Source organism: Janthinobacterium sp. UMAB-56 (assembly GCF_900095265.1).
GTDB lineage: Bacteria > Pseudomonadota > Gammaproteobacteria > Burkholderiales > Burkholderiaceae_D > Janthinobacterium.
On record NZ_LT607668.1, the window covers coordinates 1 to 18,644 of the forward strand.

Here is an 18,644-nt window from a genome sequence, read left to right on the forward strand (position 1 = left end):
ATCAACTGGTCGAGGCACTGTTGCCGCGCATCGCGGCACTGAAGATTACGCAAGGCATGGATTTGTCGGCCGAGATGGGGCCTGTCGTGACGCAAGTGCACAAGGAAAAAATTGCCGGCTACATCGCCACGGGCGTGAAAGAAGGCGCCAAACTGGTGGCCGACGGGCGCGGTTTCGTGCTGCCAGGCCATGAAAACGGCTTTTTCCTCGGCGGCAGCCTGTTCGACCATGTCACGCCGGAAATGACGATCTACAAGGAAGAAATCTTCGGCCCGGTGCTGTGCATCGTGCGCGTGCCCGATTTCACGGCGGCGCTGGACCTGGTCAACGCCCACGAATACGGCAATGGCACGGCGATCTATACGCGCGATGGCAACACGGCGCGCGAATACACGCACCGGGTGCAGGTGGGGATGGTCGGCGTGAACGTACCGATTCCCGTGCCGATGGCTTTCCACAGCTTCGGCGGCTGGAAGCGCAGCCTGTTTGGCGACCACCACGCGCATGGCCCGGAATCCGTGCGTTTCTACACGAAGCAGAAGGCCGTCACGCAGCGCTGGCCAGCCTCGACACAGGCTGGTGCCGAGTTTGCCATGCCGACCTTGAAATAAGGTGCGAGCGCGGCGCGCCGTGTCAGCGCGTCGCCACGTGTCCGTAGCAGGTTTTCAGTTTCCCGTAGTCGTAAAAGACGCTGTCGGGCGCGATGCGGGCGCCGTCGCAAGCGGCCTGGAAGTCCGTTTCCTTTTCGTTGTACAGCAGGCGTACGATGAGCTGCCCTGCGCCGTTGCGGTACACATCCCACTGCATATTGGCCGCCATCGGCGAGACGTTCTGGCCGCGCCATGGATTATTTTCATAACTGTAGCTGGTCGATGCCGGCAGCGGCGCGAGTACCTGCTTCAAGCCCATGGCCGAAGCGAGCGGAATGAGCATTTCGGCGTGCGTGAAACGCAGCTTGGCAGCATGACGCAGGTCGCCCCTGGCCAGCGCATCGACTTCCTTGAAAAAATCGTCGCGCAAGGCCAGCGCGAAACGCCAGGTCACGCCTGCGCTGGCGGTAGTGGCCGGCCCTTTCTGGTAAAAATCCTCGTGGTCGGCGACATAGGCGTAGTAGCGCGCATCCTCGGCAGGCATGTAGCGGCTGAAATCGGCGGGCACTTCATGTCGCATGCCGGCGGCGATCGCATACAGCGCATACAGTTTCATTGCGGCGGCATTCAGGCTGCGGATGACGGTCTTGCCGCTGCCCTTCATGGTGCGCGTGAGTTTGCCGTCGGCGCTGGTGAAGGTGTAGCTGCCCGTGTCCGCATAGCTGGCGCCGCCGCCGTCAAACTGGTCGAGGAAGGCGGGCGTAAACAGGCGTTCAAGCACGTGGCGCGCATGCGTGGCCGCCGCTGGCAGCCTGGCCGGGATGATCATCAAGGCCTGCATCTGTTTCGTTCTTTCATAATACTGGTAGGCCAGGCTGGCAGCATAGCTGGCGTAATGCGGGTTGGCGCGATCGGCGACAAAATCCGTTTGCGGCGCCAGCTTGTGCGCGTACAGCAGGAAGCGGTTGACGCCAGCAGGCTGCAGTACGGAGGCGCGTCCCTGTGGATACGGCGCCGGTGCGGGTGGCAGGTACAGCAGGGGCGCCAGCGCGGGCGCGTGTTCGAGCAGCGACTGCGTGAAAAAGCGCGCGCTGTCGCGCGCGCGGCCCACGCCGGAATCGATGGTGACCAGCTGGCGCGGCGCCGTCGCGGCATCTTGTCCCACTTGCGCAAACAGGGTGGGCAGGCGCGCCAGCATGCGCGCGGCCAGTTGCCGGTGTTCCTCGATGCCCGTCTGTGACAGATTGCCGTAGCCGGGCCGCTCGATACCGGCCACGCCATAACCGAGCAAGGCATTGGCCTTCATCAGCGCCAGGATGTCGGGTCCCAGTTCGCGCCCCAAAGGCGTGAGCGCATCCTGCGCGGCGGCCTGCTGCCACATTGTGTACAGGGCCGCATCGTTCTTCATGCCGGTCAGTCCGCGCGAACCGTGGCGCGCCACCAGTTGCGTGTAGATGGGCTGGAAGCCGGCCGGGGGCGCGGCATAGGTGGCCGGGTCCTGCTGCGGCGCATAGGGCGTCTTGGTCTGGTAATGGCCTTCGACGGCCTGGGCGGGAGCGGCGCTGATGGTGCAGGCCAGGCCCAGCAGCATGCTGGACAGGGGAAGCGATGGTGGCATGGGCATCCGTGGGTGACGTGATTAATGAGCAGGCGTAGCCTAGCATCAAACGTCAAACGTCAAACAGGCGGGCACGGATGCCCGCCTATGGACTGCGCTTATTGCGCCACGTGGCCGTAGCAGGTCTTCAGCTTCGCATACACATAGAAATGGCTGCCGGCAGCAAAGCGGGCGCCATCGCAAGCGGCCTGGAAGTCCGTTTCCTTTTCGTTGTACAGCATTTTTACCAGCACATTGCCGCTGGCGTCGCGGTACACATCCCACTGCATGTTGGCCGCCATCGGCGCCACGTACAGACCGCGCCAGCTGCTGTTGTCATGGCTATAGGTCTGCGCCGCCGGCAGCGTGCCGACGACGCTCTTCAGGCCCATGGCCGTGGCCAGCGGGATGATGGCTTCCGCATGCGTGAAGCGCAGCTTGGCGCCATGCGACAGGTCGCCGCGCGCGATGGCATCGACTTCCGTGAAGAAGTCGTCGCGCAGCGCGCGCACATAGTTCCAGGTGACGTTTGCGCTCTCGGCGGTGGCGGGCCCCTTGTTGTAAAAATCCTGGTAATCCTGCACGAAGGCCTGGTATTTGGCCGCGTCCGACGGCATGTACTGCACGAAGTCGGCTTGCACCTCGTTCGTCATGCCGGCCATGATGGCGTACAGGTTGTATAGCACCGAGGCGGCGTCGGCCAGGCCTTTGATGGTGGTGCCGCCGTCGCCCGTGACGGTATTGGTGAATTTGCCGTCGTCGCTGGTGAAACTGTAAGTGCCCGTATTGGCAAAGCGGTAGCTGCCGTTGTCGATCTTGTCGACGAAGGCTTTGGTGAACAACCGTTCCAGTACCTCGCGTCCCAGGGTACGCGCCGTGGCATCCGTGTCGATGGCCGTGTACTTGGCCAGGAAGCCGGGGCTATCCAGGTAGACCTGATAAGCCTGGCTGTCCTGGTAAGTCTGGTAGTGGCGATCGAGGGCATCGCTCACCAGGTCCGTCTTCGGCACCAGTTTGTGTGCATACAGCAGGAAGCGGTTGGTGCCATCCGGCTGCGCTACGGGCTTGCCGGCCGGGTAGCCGGCCGGCGCGGGCGGCAGGGTAATCAAGGGCGCGACGTTTGGTGCCGTGGCGGCAAGCGATTGCGCAAAATACGCGGCGCTGTCCCTGGCGCGGTCCACGCCGGAACTGATGGTGACGATCTGGCGCGGTGCGCTGGCGGCGCTCGTGCCCATTTGTGTGAACAGGGCAGGCAGGCGCGCCAGCATGCGCACTGCCAGCTGCTTGTGTTCATTGATGCCCGTCTGCGACAGGTTGCCGTAGCCGGGCGCCGTGATGCCAGCGACGCCGTAGCCGAGCAGCGCGTTGGCCTTCATCAGTTTCAATATGTCGGCGCCGAGCTTTTGTCCCAGCGGCGTGAGCGCATCGTCGGCGGCCGCCCTTTGCCAGACGTTGTAGAAGGCGGCATCGTACTTCATGCTCGACAGCCCGCGCGAGCCATGGCGCGCCACCAGCTCGGTAAACACGGGCGCGTAGCCGGCTGGCGCGGCTTCATACGTTGCCGCGTCCTGCTGCGGGGTGTACGGCGTCTTGGTCTGATAGTAGGTGGCGGGAATGGCCGGCGTGACGGGAGGGGCGGTCTCGCTGCCGCCACAGGCGGCCAGGGAGAGCATCAGGATGGGCAGGGGAAGATGGCGTGCGTGCAGCATGGCGTTACCTTCAGGTGTGGTTGACCTGGGCGCGCCGCGCAGGACGGCGCACCTAGGGCAGGCAGGCAGGGGAGGGCGTCAGAGCTTGAGGGCTTTGGCCAGGCTGTTGGCGCGCGCATCGCGTTCGCTCAAGGGCGCCAGGCCATGGCGTTCCTCGATGAACTTCAGGATCGATACGGTTTCATATTCGGTATGGTCGATATGGCCGCCTTCGCTGAACGGCGAGATGACCAGGGCTGGAATGCGCGTGGCCGGGCCGAAGCGGTCGCCTTTCGGTGGCGCCACGTGATCCCAGAAGCCGCCGTTTTCATCGGTGGTGACGATGATGACGGTATCTTTCCATTGCGGACCTTCCATGATGGCGCTGATGATGGCCACGCCCTCGTCGTCGCCGGCCGCCACGCTCGATTTCTCCATCCCCGGATGCATGTTCTTTTTGCCCATGGGCTTGTAGAACGAGACGGGCGGCAGCTTGCCTGCCTGGACGTCGGCGATCATGTCGGAGCGGTCCTTCAGATGCGTGGCGCGTTGCTGCGGGCTGTCGATGAAGCGCTTGAAGTAGGTGAAGGGCTGGTGGTGATACGAGAAATCCTCGGCCTTCTTGCCCGACTTGGTCGAGGCGACAGCTATGTCGTAGCCGTCCGCATAGTAGACCCAGGAGATGCCCTTGTCCGTCAGGCGGTCGCCGATGGTGGGCAAGGTTTGCGGCGGCAGGAAAGTCTGTTTCTTGGTGGGGTCGAAGAGCAGCGGGCCCTGCATGGTGTTGACGGCGTAGCCATCCTGCGTCACTTCCGCCTCTTCGCCTTTCTTGTGGCCCGTGCCACGCTCATCCCGGGCGACGACGGACTTCGGTGCGTTCGGGAACACGGGCGTGCAGGCGCAGGTCAGCCACATGTGATTGAGGAAGGAGCCGCCGTAGGCGGACTGGAAGAAGCGGTCGGCCAGGGTATAGCGCTGCGCCAGCGCCCACAGTTTGAGCTTGCTGCCATCGAAGTAGCCCATGGGCAGGGCGCCCGTGTTTCCCTCGACGACGAAGCGGTCGTTCTTGCCGTCGTTGATCTGGCGCTTGTGCGTCCAGAACGCATGCACGGGACTGGCCGTCTTGTCGCCCAGCGAGACGCTCGGCTCCATGCGGAAGGCCTGGTTGGCGATGTCGCCCTTGAAACGCGCGTCCAGGCCTCCCTTGTCGAGTGCCACGGCCGGCAGCATCGCATACGGCTTGCCATCGGGGCCGGTTTGCGTGGTGGTATCGGGCGAGCGCCCGTTGGCGATGCCGTCGGCGCCGGGGAAAGTGCCGAACAGGTGGTCGAAGCTGCGGTTTTCCATGTACACGACGACGATCTGACCGATCTTCGCCAGCTTCGGATCGGCGACGGCGGCGGTGTTCGCGCGGGTGTCGCCGGTGGGCGTGGTGCAGGCCGCCAGGCCGATGGCCCCGGCGCCGAAGAGGGCGATTCTCAGAACGTGATTCAACATAACAGTCTCCTTGATACGCCTGCGTGGACGAGGCGTTTTTTTGTGGTGTGGCCAGAACTGGCTTGTTTGAATAAATTGCACACGTGTGCAGTACACGTGTGCAAACAGTAACCCGGATTTTTTTTGATGTCAACCAGTACAGGTGGAGGACAAAAAAGTGTGGGAAATGGGGAACGGCGGGCGGTGTCTGGCGGGCAGACGGCGTTGCGCCATCTGCCGTGTTGAATCGCTCAGCGTGTCGTGCCGCGCCGCACCAGGGTAACGGGCACTTCCTTCAGGCGGCCCGGCATGGCAAATTTTTCCATGCGCTCGACCAGGCTCTTGACGGCGCGGCGCGCCAGTTCACCCGCGTCCTGGCGGATGGTGGTCAGCTGGTAGGCATCGAGTGCCGCCATGGGTATATCGTCGAAGCCGATCACCTGCAGTTGCGCGGGCACGTCGATGCCGTACTTGCTGCGCGCCGCGTCGATGAAGCCGCAGGCGATCAGGTCGGTGGCGCAAAAGACGCCGTCGGGCAGCTTGCCCTTGGCGAGCAGGGCGTCGGCCGCTTCCTGGCCCGCCTGGTAGCCGATGGCGTCGGCCAGGTATTCGCCGGCCATGCAGCGTTTCTTCGCCACGGCCGGCGCCAGGTGCTCGAGGAAAGCCTTGCCGCGCGCGATGCCGCTGAAACTGCTGGCGCGCGTATTGATGAAGGCCAGCCGCTTGGCGCCGCTGTCGAGCAGGGTGCTGGCCGCCAGTTCGCCGCCATGGCGGTTGTCGCTGTTGACCACGTCCACGCCTTTCAGGTCGCGCGCGCGGTTGATCATGGCCACCGGCACTTGCCGCTGCAGGTATTCCGTGGCGACGGCGGATGGCGGCGAGCCGGACGTCATGATGACGCCGGAAATCTTGTAGCTGAGCAGGATGCGCAGCAATTCACTGAGGCGCTCGGGGTCTTCCGCATTCATCAGCAGCGGCACCAGTGCGTGTTCGCTCAGGCTGCGCGTGACTTCGCCCAGCAGGGCCACGCGGAACGGGTCCGTAAAGCCCGTGATGACGACGCCCACCAGATTGCTTTGTCCCTGGTTCATGCTGCGCGCCAGGATGTTGACCTGGTAGCCCAGCGACTGCGCCGCTTCCATCACGCGGGCCCGCGTTTCGGGCGCCACGCTGGCACCGGGTGTGAACGTGCGCGAGACGGCGGAGCGCGAGACGCCGGCCCGTTTGGCGACGTCCACCGAAGTGACCCAAGACTTGTCTTTTTGTTCCATTGACGGTGTAGATGAATGAGAGGCCGATGCACGATGCGGTGCGGCGCAACGCCGCGCCATCATCTTAGCCGAAAATACCGGCTGCGGCGCGAACTGAATGCCAGTCCGCATCCAGGCCTTCGCTGCGCACCTTGCCCGAGGCGCGCGGGCAATGCCAGCCGACGCAGGCGACACCGGCAGCGTAGTCGTTGACGGCGCGCGAGGCGATGATGCGCGCAGGCCGCATGCGCGGTGGTGCCAGAAATGAAAAAACCCGCCGCTGCGCGAGACAGGGGCGGGTTGATCAATACTGCTAATTCTTGGTGGTGATAGGTGGACTTGAACCACCGACCCCAGCATTATGAATGCTGTGCTCTAACCAACTGAGCTATATCACCAAACAGACCGGTCAGACCGGATGCTGGTTGCGATCAAGCAAAAACCTGATCAATGTTCTTTGGTGGTGATAGGTGGACTTGAACCACCGACCCCAGCATTATGAATGCTGTGCTCTAACCAACTGAGCTATATCACCCAACAGCCGAGCATTATCCAGCCTTCCCATTTCCTTGTCAATGCCGGCCATGAAAAATCTGTGGATTTTTCATGGCGGCTTGGCGCTGTGATTATTTTTGCAATGGTGTCAGCAAGGGCTGTATCTGCGCCAGCATGGATGCGGCCGGGTCCATGCCCAGGCAATCAATGACGAGGCGTTCCGGCATCGAGCGTAACCTGAGTCGAGTCTAGCGCGTGACCAGTTGTTGTGTGGCGACGCTTATTTCAGCAAAGGCACGATCTGCGCCAGCATGGCGCTGGCCGGGTCAGCGCCCAGGCAATNCATCGTGCGTAGCATGAGTCGAGTCTAGCGCGTGACCAGTTGTTGTGTGGCGACGCTTATTTCAGCAAAGGCACGATCTGCGCCAGCATGGCGCTGGCCGGGTCAGCGCCCAGGCAATCGATGACGATGCGCTCCGGCATCGAGCGTAACCAGGTCAGCTGGCGCTTGGCCAGCTGGCGCGTGGCGATGATGCCCGTCTCGCGCAGGGTGGCGCGGTCGATGCGGCCATCGAGGTATTCCCAGGCCTGGCGGTAGCCCACGCAGCGCATCGAGGGCAAGCCCGGATGCAGGTCGCCGCGGCGGCGCAGCTGCTCCACTTCATCGAGCAAGGCGTCATTTTTCAGCATGAGGTCGAAGCGCGTGGCGATGCGCGCGTGCAGCACGGCGCGGTCCGATGGTTCCAGCGCGAACGATTGCAAGTGAAATGGCAGCACGGTTTTTTCGCGCCGGGCCAGCAGGGCCGACATGGGTTGGCCGGACAGGGCGATGATTTCCAGTGCGCGGCCGATGCGCTGCGCATCGGCTGGCGCCAGGCGCGCGGCCGTGACGGGATCCTGCTGCGCCAGGCGCGCATGCATGGCCGGCCAGCCGATGGCGGCCGCATCCTCTTCCAGTCGGGCGCGCAGCACGGGATCGGCGCCGGGCAAGTCGTCGAGGCCATCGGCCAGTCCCTTGAAGTACAGCATGGTGCCGCCGACCAGCAGCGGCAGCTTGCCGCGCGCGGAAATCTCGGCCACCAGGCGCAGGGTATCGTTGCGGAACTGCGCCACGGAATAGGCGTCCAGCGGGTCGATGATGTCGATCAAATGATGCGGCACGGCGGCCAGTTCTTCCTTCGACGGCTTGGCCGTGCCGATATCCATGCCCCGGTAGACGAGGGCGGAATCGACGGAAATGATCTCGGATGGAATGGCTTGCGCGATGGACAGCGCACTGGCCGTCTTGCCGCTGGCCGTGGGGCCCATGATGGCGACGGCCAGGGGGAGGTGTTGAGTGGTTTGCATGTTGGTTTTGTATGATGTGGTGCAAAAGAGACCGGCAAAACGTTCAGGGCAAGGCAGTGCAGCGCCGCCATGGACGTTTTTCAGGCTCTCTATTGACCGCGCAGGAATAATTTATCTAGCGCGTTGATCTCGACCTGCACCCACGTTGGCCGGCCATGGTTGCACTGGTCGGCGCGTTCCGTGCTCTCCATCTGGCGCAGCAGGGCGTTCATTTCCTGCACCGACAAGATGCGGTTGGCGCGCACGGCCGTGTGGCAGGCCAGGGTGCCCAGCAATTCGTTCTGGCGTTCGATCAGCACGCGCGAGCCACCGTATTCGCGCACGTCGCGCAGCACGTCGCGCGCCAGGGTTTGCGCGTCGGCGTTCTTCAGCAGGGTCGGCACGGAGCGCACGGCCAGGGTGGTGGGCGAGAGGGCTGCGATATCGAAGCCCAGGGCCTTTAATGTGTCCTGGTTTTCATTTGCCGTCGACACTTCGATGGCGTCCGCGTAGAACGTCACGGGGATCAGCAAGGATTGCACCTGCATGTCCTGGCCCGATACCTGCGCCTGCAGCGCGTTTTTCAGCTGCTCGTACAGGATGCGCTCGTGCGCCGCGTGCATGTCGACCAGCACCAGGCCCTTGGTGTTTTGCGCCAGGATGTAGATGCCGTGCAGCTGGGCCAGGGCAAAGCCCAGCGGATACTCTTCGCGCGCCATCGCTTCGGGCGAGGCGATGTAGGGCTCGACCTGCGTGATCGGAGAGCTGGCGGTGGCGCCGCCGAACAGGGCGCCGTAGGCTGCCGTGTCCTGCGCCACGCCCGGCGCCTCGGCAAAGAAGGGCCGCGCCGCGCCGGGCGTGGCGGGCGCAAAGGTATTCGTGAATTGCGCGCCGAACGAGGTCTGCGTCTGCTCGCGACGCCAGATGCCGGGGCCACCGGCGGTCGTGCCAGCATCGCCACCGCCCAGGCTGGAGGCGGCCGGCAGCGGCGCCGGCACGCTGCCAAACGCCGTGGCCGAGGTTTGCGCCAGCGCGCGCTGCACGGCATGGAAAACGAACTGGTGCACGGAACGGCTGTCGCGGAAGCGCACTTCGATCTTCGACGGGTGCACGTTGACGTCCACCAGGGCAGGGTCGAGGTCGAGCGCCAGCACATACGAGGGGAAGCGGTCGCCGTGCAGCACGTCCTGGTAGGCCATGCGTACGGCGTGCACCAGCAGCTTGTCGCGCACGAAGCGCCCGTTGACATAAAAGAACTGGCCGTCGGCGCGCGCCTTGGACGCCGTCGGCAAGCCGGCAAAGCCGTGTATGCGCAGGGTGCCGGCCGATTCGTCCAGCGCCAGGCGCGCTTCGGCGAAGTCATTGCCGAGGATGTGCGCGCTGCGCTTGGCCAGTTCGCTGATATTCCACTGGTCGATGGTGCGCCCATTGTGCGACAGCGAGAACGCCACGTCCGGTCGCGCCAGGGCGATGCGGCGCACGACTTCGGCGCAGTGGCCGTATTCCGTCTGTTCCGATTTGAGGAATTTGCGCCGCGCTGGCGTGTTGAAATACAGGTCTTGCACGTCGACCGTGGTGCCGTGCGCGCCCGACGATGGCGAGACGCTGCCATTGTGCGAGCCGACGATTTCCCACGCATGTGCCGCGTCCGCCGTGCGCGAAGTTAGGGTGACGGCGGCCACCGAGGCGATCGAGGCCAGTGCCTCGCCGCGAAAGCCCAGGGTACCCACGTTTTCCAGGTCGTGCAGGGACGCGATTTTGGAGGTGGCGTGGCGCGCCAGGGCTAGCGGCAGCTGCTCTTTATCGATGCCGCGCCCGTTGTCGGTAATCGCGATGCGTTTCACGCCGCCTTCTTCGAGGCGTACCGTGATCTGCGTGGCGCCCGAGTCGAGCGCGTTTTCCAGCAGCTCCTTGACGACGGCGGAAGGGCGCTCGACCACCTCGCCAGCGGCGATTTGCGAAATCAACTGGTCAGGCAGGGCCTGGATCGGGCGGTGGGGCGTGATGGGAGCGTTCATGCCCTCATTATACCGGGGTCAGACCCGCAACGCGGCCAACGCAAAGCGTGGCGCCAACGTAATTGGGGTCAGACCCTCAACATGGTTAACACATAATTTAGCGCCAACGTAGCCGGGGTCTGATCCCAACCTTAGCCCTTATTGACTAGCCACCTCCCGCACCGGTATCGGCGCATTGCACAAGTCAATATGGCCGGCCGTGACCTTGCTCCAAGGGCCGCCGCGGTGGCGCTGGGCTTCCAGCACGGCCTGGTACGCGGCGCTGTCGGTGCGCATCACTTCCAGCTTGCTGCGCTGTGCCAAAGGCACGCTGGCGGCCAGGCGGATGGCCTTGATCGGCACGTTTTTCTCGGGGCTGTCATAAAAGCCCATGGGGCCCGCGCCGCGCGGCAGGGTGGACAGCAATGGCATGCCGGAGACGACTCTGCCGACGACAGTGATGTCGCGGTCAAGGTGGCGCGGCGACTGGCCGATGACGGCGTACAGCTCCGTGCCACCGCCGCTGTCGCTGGCGTTGTCGCGGCCCACGCCCACGGTCGCATAGCAATGCGTGAGCCAGGCCGTACCCGATTTCGGATCGCGCGCGGACGGAAAACCGTTTGAATGGCCCACTTGCGGTGCATAACCATCGACGTCCGGCAGGCGGGTGAAGCTCTTGATGTTTTTCAAGGGGACCGTGAATTCTCCGGGCAAGGTGCGCTGGGCATGCAAGATGGGCTTGGGATTTTTCTCGTTCGGATCGCCCCATTGCGCCACCCAGTTGTCCTGCGCGCGCGTGATGGCCAGGCCGTCGTAATACTGTTCGGCCACGAGTGCCTTGATGTTGGCCACGTGCCTGGGCGCGAAGTCCGGCGCCAGTTCGATCACCACGCGGCCGGCGGGAATCTCCAGGTACAGGGTGTTGTCCGGGTCCAGGGCACGCCAATCGGACGCCTTCGCGGCCTTGATCGCATCGGCCAGTGTCGCCTTGGCGGGCAGTTCGGCGGGCGCCTTGATCTGGACGGGCGCCGCGTGGGCAGTCAGATGTGCAAGGCCCAGTATGGTGGCCATGGTCAGGCCGCTCAGTGGGTGTCGATACATGTTTTCTCCTGGTCGGCACGGGTTGCGCCGGTCAGAAAGTGTATACCGGAATGCCAATATTTCGTTTGAAAAACATTGCAAATAGTAATCCTGGCATTGGCCGGCCGATACGGCGTTTCCTTAACCTGCACTTAAAATGCCACGCCGCCAAGGGCGCTGCCGAATTAATCACGAAATATAGGGCAGGGGACTGCCGTTGCGCCGGTCCGGTGGTGTATGATTCCGCCGCTACCTTTAGGGAAAAATATATGGATTTTGTGCAATTCCTCGACATGATCGTGCATGTTGACAAGACGCTGGGTCTCTTGATCGAGCAGTACGGTACCCTCGTGTATGCAGTGCTGTTTGCCATTATTTTTTGCGAAACAGGCCTCGTGGTGCTGTTTTTCTTCCCTGGGGATACCTTGTTGTTTATCGCCGGCGCGTTTTGCGCGACGGGACAGATGCACCTGGGCTTGCTGATCGCCTTGCTGGTGACGGCCGCCGTCACGGGCAATACGCTCAATTACTGGATAGGCGAGGCCATCGGGCAAAGGGTGTTTACTCACGATTACCGCTGGATCAACAAGGATGCCATGCGCCGTACGCATGAATTCTTTGAAAAGCATGGCGGCAAGACCATCATCCTGGCCCGTTTCGTGCCGGTGGTGCGCACCTTCGCGCCGTTCGTGGCCGGCATTTCCGACATGACGCACGCGCGCTTCCAGATGTACAACGTGACGGGCGCCTTGTTGTGGGTGGTCGGTCTGGTGACGGCGGGCTATTTCTTCGGCAATATTCCCTGGATCCGCGATCACCTGACCTTGATCGTGCTGATCGGTGTCGGCGCCGCCGTCGTGCCGGTGGTACTGGGCGGCCTGTGGAAACTCTACAAGCGCATGGTCGGCAAGTCGGCCTAAGGCCGCATGGATACGGGGCAAGCGCGTTGCGGCACAGCCCGCAGCGGGCCCCGTATCCCGTTTTTCTCTGTCCTGTTTCTGTTTTGCTCCCGCACTGATTCAAGTTTTGTTGCTTTCCAGCCGTAAACCAGAGGGTATTCTTACTTTCTGGATTTCCATGCGACATTTGAGCGCCCTGTTAGCTTGCAGCCTTGCCGCGATGGCGGTCATGGCAAGCGCCAAAGATGCCCCCGCTTCGGCGAGCGCCGCCGCATCCGCGCCCATGTCGGCGTCGGCGCGCGCGGCCGCCATGAAAACCCTGACTGAAACGGTCAAGGGCAAGGAGGCCAAGGCGCCTGTCGTCGTCGCGCCCACGGCGCGCGAGAAGGAAGAAGCGGCCGAAGTCGACCTGTCCGAACGCATTGCAGCGCGCCTGGCGGAAATGCGCGCCACGCAGGCCGCCCGTGCTGCCGCCCGCTCCAGGCGCGCCGCCATGGTGAAGGCGGCACCGCCGCCACCGCCGCCCGTGCCGCGCGGCACGCACTGGTCGTACGAGGGCGAGAGCGGCCCGGCCAACTGGAGCAAGATCAATGTCGACTGGGCCAAGTGCGGCAATGGCAGCCGCCAGTCGCCGATCGATATCCGCGATGGCATGAAGGTGGAGCTCGAGCAGATCAGCTTTGACTACCATCCGTCGTCGTTCAGTGTGGTCGACAATGGCCACACGGTGCAGGTGGGGGTGAGCGGCGGTAATTACATCACGGTGCAGAACCGCATGTTCGAGTTGCAGCAATTCCATTTCCACCGGCCGTCCGAAGAGCGCATCAACGGCAAGGCATTTGAAATGGTGGTGCACCTGGTGCACCGCGATGCCGAAGGCCGCTTGGCCGTGCTGGCGCTGCTGCTGGAACGCGGTGCGCCGCAAGCGACCATCCAGACCGTGTGGAACAACCTGCCGCTGGAAAAATTCGAGACCATGCAACCCACCATCCTGCTCGATCCGGCCGAGATGCTGCCGGTGCGGCGTGACTACTACACGTATATGGGGTCGCTGACTTCGCCGCCGTGCAGCGAGGGCGTGCTGTGGATGGTGATGAAGCAGCCGATACAGGCGTCGCCGGCGCAGATGGCCTTGTTCAGCCGCTTGTATCCCTTGAATGCACGTCCAGTCCAGGCCGGCAATGGCCGCATCATCAAGGAATCGAATTAGACGAATTCAAGGCGCTGGCGCCCGGTCCATCCGGCGCCGGCGGCAAGCAGGTCGGGCTGGATCAGGGCCGGTTCGATGCAAAGGAAGTGCTGGTATTCGTCGTCGGCCAGGTCGGGCAGGGCGGCCGCATCTTGCGCACCCGGGTTCCACACGACGGCATCCGTAAAGCCCTGCTGCTCCAGGCGCAGCGTGTGGCCGCCAGACAGCAGGCTCAAGGCGCCCGGCAGCTGGTAGTAGATGCGATCGAGCTTGTCCGCAAACTGCAGCAGTTCTTCCGTCTGCAAGGCATCTTGCGGCGTCTCGTCCGAATAGCGCACGCGCTGCAGGCCGCCAACGCGCGCCTCGTTCAATTGATCAATCGCAAAGTAGCTGTGTAGGGCGGCCGAGAATGGAAACGCCTGTTCGCCCGTGTTGTGCACGGACAGGTTCAGCTCCAGCGCCTGCGCCTTGACGGCCACGCGCAGGCGCAGGGTGAAGGCACAGGGCCAGGCGGCGGCGATCGCTTCCGGCAAGTCTGTGTGGTGCAGGACAAATTCCGCGTAGGCCGCGCCATCGGCGTCACCGCTGGACGCGAGCTGCCAGGTCGCCACGCGCGCAAAGCCATGGCGCATGCCGGTGCCGCGCGCGCCGAACTGGGGAAAGATCACGGGCACGCCGCCACGGATGGCGCGGCTGCCATCGAGGCTGGATGCGCGGCTGCAGAACAGGCGCTCCTGGCCATCGCTGGTCCGCCACGAGACCAGGTGGCCGCCGTACAGGGTGACGGTGGCTTGCGCGCCATCGGCGGCGCAGATGGTCACGGCTGGCAGCTCGCCAAAGATACTCTCGCTCATGCTCGGCTTTCTTGTCAGGTCAAACGGCTTTTCGCCAGCGGAGGATTCTTGGCAAAGTAATTCTTGATGCCGGTGACGATGGCGTCTGCCATCTGGTCCTGGTAGCCGTTGTCGGTCAGCTTGGCTTCTTCTTCCGGATTCGAGATGAAGGCTGTCTCGATCAGGATGGAGGGGATATCGGGTGCTTTCAGCACGGCGAAGCCGGCCTGCTCGACGGAGCCCTTGTGCAGGCGGTTGATGCCGCCGATTTCGCGCAGCACGGCCTTGCCCAGCTTCATGCTGTCATTGATCTGCGCCGTCGTCGACAGGTCGAGCAGCACGCTGGCCAGCTGCTTGTCGTGGTTTCTCACGTTCACGCCGCCGATCAGGTCGGCCTGGTTTTCCTTGTTGGCCAGCCAGCGCGCAGCCGTCGATGTGGCGCCCTTTTCGGACAGCACGAAGACGGACGAGCCGCGCGCGGTCGGCTGGATGAAGGCATCGGCGTGGATCGAGACGAACAGGTCGGCCTGCACCTTGCGCGCTTTTTCTACGCGCATGCCCAGCGGAACGAAGAAGTCGGCGTCGCGCGTGAGCATGACGCGCATGTTCGGCTGCAGCTCCAGCTTGGTCTTGAGGCGCTTGGCGATGGCCAGCACGACGTCCTTTTCGCGGCTGCCACGGCTGCCCATGGCGCCCGGGTCTTCGCCGCCGTGGCCAGGGTCGAGGGCGATGGTAATCATGCGCACCACTTTCTGGCCCGGCAGGGGGCGTGCTTCGGGGCGCTGTTCCGGGCGGATATCGGGCACGGGCGGCACGATGGGCGCTACCTGTGGTGCAATGGCCACGGGCGGCTTGCCACTGTCGGGCAGGGGCAGCGCGGGTGGCGGCGTATGCGTGTCGGACATCAAAGGCTTGGCCGGGTCGCTCGACCAGTCGCCCTTTTCGATCAACTGCGCGATCAGGTCCGGCTCGCGCACGGGATACAGGTCGAAGATCAAACGGTGGTTGTAGGAGCCGGCCGGCGGCAGGGTAAACAGCTGCGGCGTGACTTCTTCCTTCAGGTCGAACACCAGGCGCACCACGTTGGGCCGGTTCTGGCCCACGCGCACCTGCTTGATATACGGGTCATTCGACTGGATCTTCGCCACCAGGCCTTTCAAGGTGGGATTGAGTTCCAGTCCTTCGATGTCGACCACCAGCCGTTCCGGGTCCTTGACGATGAAGTGGGTCGCCTTGAGGATGCTGTCGTTTTCCAGGGTGACGCGGGTATAGTCCTCGGCCGGCCAGACGCGCACGGCGAGAATTTGCGCCGCCATCGCCGACATCGGCGCGAACACGGACAACAGCAGGGTGCCGCCGGCCTTGAGTACCGTGCGCCGGGTGATGGGCGAGGAAATCAAAGGTTCGGGGCGAATTTGAGACGGTGAAGGCATGACAGACCCAATTCAGAAGACGCTTGCAATTCTACATCACGTCCTGTGCCCGCAACGTTCAAATAAATATTCAAGTCGGCCGGCGGCAGCACCGGTTCGGCTTTTTCCGGCCATTCGACGATGCAGATATTGCGGCCGTCGAAGTCTTCGCGAAAGCCGGCGTCGAGAAATTCCTCGGCGCTGCCCATGCGGTACAGGTCGAAGTGGATGACGTTGACGCTCTGGCCATCGAGCTGCACCGTGTACGGTTCGGACAAGGTATAGGTGGGGCTTTTGACGTGGCCCGCATGGCCGGCCGCGTGCAGCAGGGCGCGCGTGAGAGCTGTCTTGCCGGCACCCAGGTCGCCGTGCAGGTAGATCGCCAGGCCAGGCGCCAGTGCGCGCGCCAGCGCGGCGCCCAGCGCGGCGGTACCGGCTTCGTCGTGGAGGTGGGCTGTGAAGTGTTCGGTCATTATCATCGGTATCGCATAAAATGGAGGCTGCTGTCATTGTAACCGCCCGCGCGCCTGCCGTTTTCCGTAAAGTCCCCTATGTCCGCCACCGTCACCGATCTCGCCGTCCTGGCGCGCACCATTAAAGAATGGGGGCGCGAGCTGGGTTTTGCCGAGGTGCGCATCGCCGACGTGGATCTGTCGCACATGGAAGCGCCCTTGCAAGCCTGGCTAGCGGCAGGGTATCACGGCGAAATGGACTATATGGCCAGCCATGGCATGAAGCGTGCGCGCCCGGCCGAACTGGTGCCGGGCACTGTGCGCGCCATCAGCGCGCGCATGAATTACCTGCCGCCGGCACTGGGGCCCGATTGGCGCGCGCACGAAGCGGCGCGCGACGCCGATCCGTCGGCGGCCGTGATCTCCGTGTATGCGCGCGGCCGCGACTATCACAAGGTGATGCGCTCGCGACTGCAGCAGCTGGCCGAGCGTATCAAGGGCGAGATCGGTGACTTCGGCTACCGTGTCTTCAGCGATTCGGCGCCCGTGATGGAAGTCGAGCTGGCGCAAAAGGGGGGACTGGGCTGGCGCGGCAAGCATACCTTGCTGATCAACCGCCAGGGCGGTTCCTTCTTTTTCCTCGGCGAGATCCTCATCGACGTGCCGCTGCCGGTGGACCCGCCGGAGATTGCGCGCTGCGGCCAGTGTTCGGCCTGCATTACGGTGTGCCCGACGCAGGCGATACTGGGGCCGTACCAACTCGATGCGCGCCGCTGCATCTCTTATCTGACGATCGAATTGAAGGGCGCCATTCCCGTCGAGATGCGCCCCTTGATCGGCAACAAGGTGTACGGCTGCGACGATTGCCAGACCGTCTGCCCGTGGAACAAGTTCGCCCAGCGCGCCGTCGTACCGGACTTCGACGAGCGCCACAGCCTGGGCAGCGCCGGCATGGTGGAACTGTTCGCCTGGACAGAAGAGGAATTCAACCGCCGCATGGAAGGCAGCGCGATTCGCCGCATCGGCCACGAACGCTGGTTGCGCAACCTGGCAGTCGGCATGGGCAACGCTGCCGCCAAGGCCCGTGGCCAGGCCGACATCGTTGCGGCCCTGCTGTCGCGCCGCGCACATCCGTCAGCCATCGTGCGCGAGCATGTCGAATGGGCGCTGGCGCTGCACGGCATCGCTTGATCTGCGCTTGTAACGGCACTTAAACCTGCTTCAGGCGCAGCGCCGACCACGCACTATCGATGGCGATCATCGCCACGCTGTCGAGCCGCATGGTTTGCGCCAAGTCGCGGATATCGTCGCGGTGAATGTCGCTGCCCGCCTTCACGCTACCCTTGCGGTACGCCACCCACAGCGCGCCACCGGGCGCCAGGCGCGCCTGCGCCGCCGGCAGGTGCTGTTCCAGTTCCGCGCGGCTGCGCGCGAACAGCAGTATCCAGTCCGCATGCTCTCCTTCATTCACCCGCCGCTCGGCTGGCAGTTGCGCCAGCAAGGCCGCATGCTCGCCGCCGTCATTCAACACGGCCATGGCCTTGGCATTTTTTACAAACATTTTGTCAAAGACGGTTTTGTCAGGCATGGCATGGGCGTGTAGATGAGGGGAAGACGAGCATAACAAATTTCTCCTTGACTTATCGATATATCGTTATAAAATGTCGATACCTACTAACGATATATCTTTAAAGAGAAAACATGAGAAACTCACAGCATACAGAACATGGCCACGGCGGCCAGCAGCATCACCATCACCATCATGGCGACCATCGCCACGAACACCGCAGTGACCACTACATGCACGGACGCGGCCCGCGCGGCTTCGACGAGCGCGGCGACGGCATGGGCCATGGCGGCCCGGGTGGCCCAGGTGGACGAGGGCGCGGCGAACGGGCCGAGCGCGTCTTCGGCCGCGGCGACTTGCCCCTGATCGTGCTGGCGCTGATCGAAATCAGCCCCCGTCACGGCTATGAAATCATCAAGGCCATCGAAGAGCGTTGCGGCGGCGCCTATGCTCCCAGCCCGGGTGCCGTGTATCCGACCTTGACCCTGCTGGAAGAGCAGGACTACGTCACGTCGGGCGAAAGCGCCAGCGGCAAGAAGCTCTACACGATCACCGATATGGGCCGCGCGTATCTCGACGAGAACCGCGCCCAGGTCGATGGCATCCTGGCCCGCCTGGACATGTTTGCCCGCGTCCAGGCGCGCAACGCCTTGCCCGAGCGGGTGCGCCAGGCCATGCACACCGTGAAGCATGCGCTATTGCTGAACAAGACCAACTGGAGTGAAGCGGAAGCCGAGCGCGTTTCCGCCGTGCTGGAACAGGCGGCGAACGCCATCGTCGACGGCCACTGAAC

Annotated in this window: 18 protein-coding genes and 2 tRNA genes; 5 read left to right on the top strand and 15 right to left on the bottom strand. The window is 63.6% G+C overall.

What is annotated here, in order from left to right; genetic code table 11:
* Positions 1-611: aldehyde dehydrogenase family protein (locus K0F85_RS23500; RefSeq protein ID WP_219118337.1), on the top strand; the 611-nt coding region annotated here is incomplete at its 5' end.
* Between the two features lie 22 nt (positions 612-633).
* Here K0F85_RS23500 and K0F85_RS23505 read toward each other — a convergent pair.
* The 10 genes from K0F85_RS23505 to K0F85_RS23550 form a co-directional block, all read right to left on the bottom strand.
* Positions 634-2,208 carry a histidine phosphatase family protein gene (locus tag K0F85_RS23505; protein ID WP_257638139.1) on the bottom strand — a complete coding sequence of 525 codons (1,575 nt, stop codon included), beginning with the start codon at positions 2,206-2,208 and terminating at the stop codon, positions 634-636.
* A gap of 98 nt (positions 2,209-2,306) precedes the next feature.
* Entirely contained in the window at positions 2,307-3,896 is a 1,590-nt protein-coding gene (locus tag K0F85_RS23510) for a histidine-type phosphatase (RefSeq protein WP_219118338.1), read from the bottom strand.
* A 78-nt stretch (positions 3,897-3,974) separates the two neighbouring features.
* Positions 3,975-5,372, bottom strand: coding sequence for an alkaline phosphatase family protein (locus K0F85_RS23515; RefSeq protein ID WP_219118339.1), 1,398 nt, complete (start codon positions 5,370-5,372; stop codon positions 3,975-3,977).
* A gap of 230 nt (positions 5,373-5,602) precedes the next feature.
* On the bottom strand, positions 5,603-6,622 hold the full coding sequence (locus tag K0F85_RS23520; RefSeq protein ID WP_219118340.1) for a LacI family DNA-binding transcriptional regulator: 1,020 nt from the start codon (positions 6,620-6,622) through the stop codon (positions 5,603-5,605).
* A 64-nt stretch (positions 6,623-6,686) separates the two neighbouring features.
* The gene (locus tag K0F85_RS23525; RefSeq protein WP_219118341.1) at positions 6,687-6,848 is read right to left on the bottom strand and encodes a hypothetical protein; all 162 of its coding nucleotides are present in this window, start codon (positions 6,846-6,848) and stop codon (positions 6,687-6,689) included.
* A gap of 74 nt (positions 6,849-6,922) precedes the next feature.
* A tRNA-Met gene (locus tag K0F85_RS23530) sits at positions 6,923-6,999 on the bottom strand.
* 60 nt (positions 7,000-7,059) lie between these two features.
* Positions 7,060-7,136 (bottom strand) — tRNA-Met (locus K0F85_RS23535).
* Positions 7,137-7,495: 359 nt separating this feature from the next.
* On the bottom strand, positions 7,496-8,443 hold the full coding sequence (miaA, locus tag K0F85_RS23540; protein ID WP_219118342.1) for a tRNA (adenosine(37)-N6)-dimethylallyltransferase MiaA: 948 nt from the start codon (positions 8,441-8,443) through the stop codon (positions 7,496-7,498).
* Between the two features lie 89 nt (positions 8,444-8,532).
* Positions 8,533-10,440, bottom strand: a complete 1,908-nt coding sequence (mutL, locus tag K0F85_RS23545; protein ID WP_219118343.1) for a DNA mismatch repair endonuclease MutL — start codon at positions 10,438-10,440, stop codon at positions 8,533-8,535.
* Positions 10,441-10,578: 138 nt separating this feature from the next.
* Positions 10,579-11,520, bottom strand: coding sequence for a peptidylprolyl isomerase (locus K0F85_RS23550; protein WP_219118344.1), 942 nt, complete (start codon positions 11,518-11,520; stop codon positions 10,579-10,581).
* Between the two features lie 248 nt (positions 11,521-11,768).
* Between K0F85_RS23550 and K0F85_RS23555 the strand changes: the two genes are divergently transcribed.
* Positions 11,769-12,419, top strand: a complete 651-nt coding sequence (locus tag K0F85_RS23555) for a VTT domain-containing protein (RefSeq protein ID WP_070223029.1) — start codon at positions 11,769-11,771, stop codon at positions 12,417-12,419.
* Positions 12,420-12,518: 99 nt separating this feature from the next.
* On the opposite strand, the gene K0F85_RS28995 is transcribed toward K0F85_RS23555, so the two are convergent.
* Positions 12,519-12,710 (bottom strand): hypothetical protein, encoded by a 192-nt coding sequence (locus tag K0F85_RS28995; protein WP_257638149.1) that lies wholly within the window; start codon positions 12,708-12,710, stop codon positions 12,519-12,521.
* Between K0F85_RS28995 and K0F85_RS23560 the strand changes: the two genes are divergently transcribed.
* Positions 12,709-13,608 carry a carbonic anhydrase gene (locus tag K0F85_RS23560; RefSeq protein WP_374198796.1) on the top strand — a complete coding sequence of 300 codons (900 nt, stop codon included), beginning with the start codon at positions 12,709-12,711 and terminating at the stop codon, positions 13,606-13,608. The two genes, K0F85_RS28995 and K0F85_RS23560, sit on opposite strands and share 2 nt — an antisense overlap.
* Here K0F85_RS23560 and K0F85_RS23565 read toward each other — a convergent pair.
* Genes K0F85_RS23565 through tsaE form a run of 3 tightly spaced genes read right to left on the bottom strand, consistent with a single transcriptional unit; the run spans position 13,605 to position 16,305 of the window.
* On the bottom strand, positions 13,605-14,441 hold the full coding sequence (locus K0F85_RS23565) for a D-hexose-6-phosphate mutarotase (protein ID WP_219118346.1): 837 nt from the start codon (positions 14,439-14,441) through the stop codon (positions 13,605-13,607). The genes K0F85_RS23560 and K0F85_RS23565 overlap by 4 nt on opposite strands.
* Positions 14,442-14,455: 14 nt before the next feature.
* The gene (locus K0F85_RS23570; protein WP_219118347.1) at positions 14,456-15,853 is read right to left on the bottom strand and encodes an N-acetylmuramoyl-L-alanine amidase; all 1,398 of its coding nucleotides are present in this window, start codon (positions 15,851-15,853) and stop codon (positions 14,456-14,458) included.
* Complete coding sequence (tsaE, locus tag K0F85_RS23575; protein WP_070223037.1) at positions 15,817-16,305, bottom strand: tRNA (adenosine(37)-N6)-threonylcarbamoyltransferase complex ATPase subunit type 1 TsaE; 489 nt, start codon at positions 16,303-16,305, stop codon at positions 15,817-15,819. Before tsaE ends, K0F85_RS23570 begins: the two co-directional genes overlap by 37 nt.
* Before the next feature lie 78 nt (positions 16,306-16,383).
* Here tsaE and queG point away from each other — a divergent pair, with 78 nt between their 5' ends.
* The gene (gene queG / locus K0F85_RS23580) at positions 16,384-17,475 is read left to right on the top strand and encodes a tRNA epoxyqueuosine(34) reductase QueG (protein WP_219118348.1); all 1,092 of its coding nucleotides are present in this window, start codon (positions 16,384-16,386) and stop codon (positions 17,473-17,475) included.
* 19 nt (positions 17,476-17,494) lie between these two features.
* Here the strand turns inward: queG and K0F85_RS23585 are convergent, their stop codons facing one another.
* Positions 17,495-17,845 carry a DUF3052 family protein gene (locus K0F85_RS23585; protein ID WP_219118349.1) on the bottom strand — a complete coding sequence of 117 codons (351 nt, stop codon included), beginning with the start codon at positions 17,843-17,845 and terminating at the stop codon, positions 17,495-17,497.
* A gap of 140 nt (positions 17,846-17,985) precedes the next feature.
* Between K0F85_RS23585 and K0F85_RS23590 the strand changes: the two genes are divergently transcribed.
* Positions 17,986-18,642: a PadR family transcriptional regulator gene (locus K0F85_RS23590; RefSeq protein ID WP_257638141.1), complete on the top strand. Its 657-nt coding sequence runs from the start codon at positions 17,986-17,988 to the stop codon at positions 18,640-18,642.
* Positions 18,643-18,644 lie beyond the last annotated feature (2 nt).

Coding starts and splice junctions, on each gene's coding strand:
- K0F85_RS23505 (WP_257638139.1), bottom strand. CDS start 2,208: ATGCCACCATCGCTTCCCCTGTCCAGCATGCTGCTGGGCCTGGCCTGC.
- K0F85_RS23510 (WP_219118338.1), bottom strand. CDS start 3,896: ATGCTGCACGCACGCCATCTTCCCCTGCCCATCCTGATGCTCTCCCTG.
- K0F85_RS23515 (WP_219118339.1), bottom strand. CDS start 5,372: ATGTTGAATCACGTTCTGAGAATCGCCCTCTTCGGCGCCGGGGCCATC.
- K0F85_RS23520 (WP_219118340.1), bottom strand. CDS start 6,622: ATGGAACAAAAAGACAAGTCTTGGGTCACTTCGGTGGACGTCGCCAAA.
- K0F85_RS23525 (WP_219118341.1), bottom strand. CDS start 6,848: ATGCGGCCTGCGCGCATCATCGCCTCGCGCGCCGTCAACGACTACGCT.
- miaA (WP_219118342.1), bottom strand. CDS start 8,443: ATGCAAACCACTCAACACCTCCCCCTGGCCGTCGCCATCATGGGCCCC.
- mutL (WP_219118343.1), bottom strand. CDS start 10,440: ATGAACGCTCCCATCACGCCCCACCGCCCGATCCAGGCCCTGCCTGAC.
- K0F85_RS23550 (WP_219118344.1), bottom strand. CDS start 11,520: ATGTATCGACACCCACTGAGCGGCCTGACCATGGCCACCATACTGGGC.
- K0F85_RS23555 (WP_070223029.1), top strand. CDS start 11,769: ATGGATTTTGTGCAATTCCTCGACATGATCGTGCATGTTGACAAGACG.
- K0F85_RS23560 (WP_374198796.1), top strand. CDS start 12,709: ATGAAAACCCTGACTGAAACGGTCAAGGGCAAGGAGGCCAAGGCGCCT.
- K0F85_RS28995 (WP_257638149.1), bottom strand. CDS start 12,710: ATGGCGGCCGCGCGCGCCGACGCCGACATGGGCGCGGATGCGGCGGCG.
- K0F85_RS23565 (WP_219118346.1), bottom strand. CDS start 14,441: ATGAGCGAGAGTATCTTTGGCGAGCTGCCAGCCGTGACCATCTGCGCC.
- K0F85_RS23570 (WP_219118347.1), bottom strand. CDS start 15,853: ATGCCTTCACCGTCTCAAATTCGCCCCGAACCTTTGATTTCCTCGCCC.
- tsaE (WP_070223037.1), bottom strand. CDS start 16,305: ATGACCGAACACTTCACAGCCCACCTCCACGACGAAGCCGGTACCGCC.
- queG (WP_219118348.1), top strand. CDS start 16,384: ATGTCCGCCACCGTCACCGATCTCGCCGTCCTGGCGCGCACCATTAAA.
- K0F85_RS23585 (WP_219118349.1), bottom strand. CDS start 17,845: ATGTTTGTAAAAAATGCCAAGGCCATGGCCGTGTTGAATGACGGCGGC.
- K0F85_RS23590 (WP_257638141.1), top strand. CDS start 17,986: ATGAGAAACTCACAGCATACAGAACATGGCCACGGCGGCCAGCAGCAT.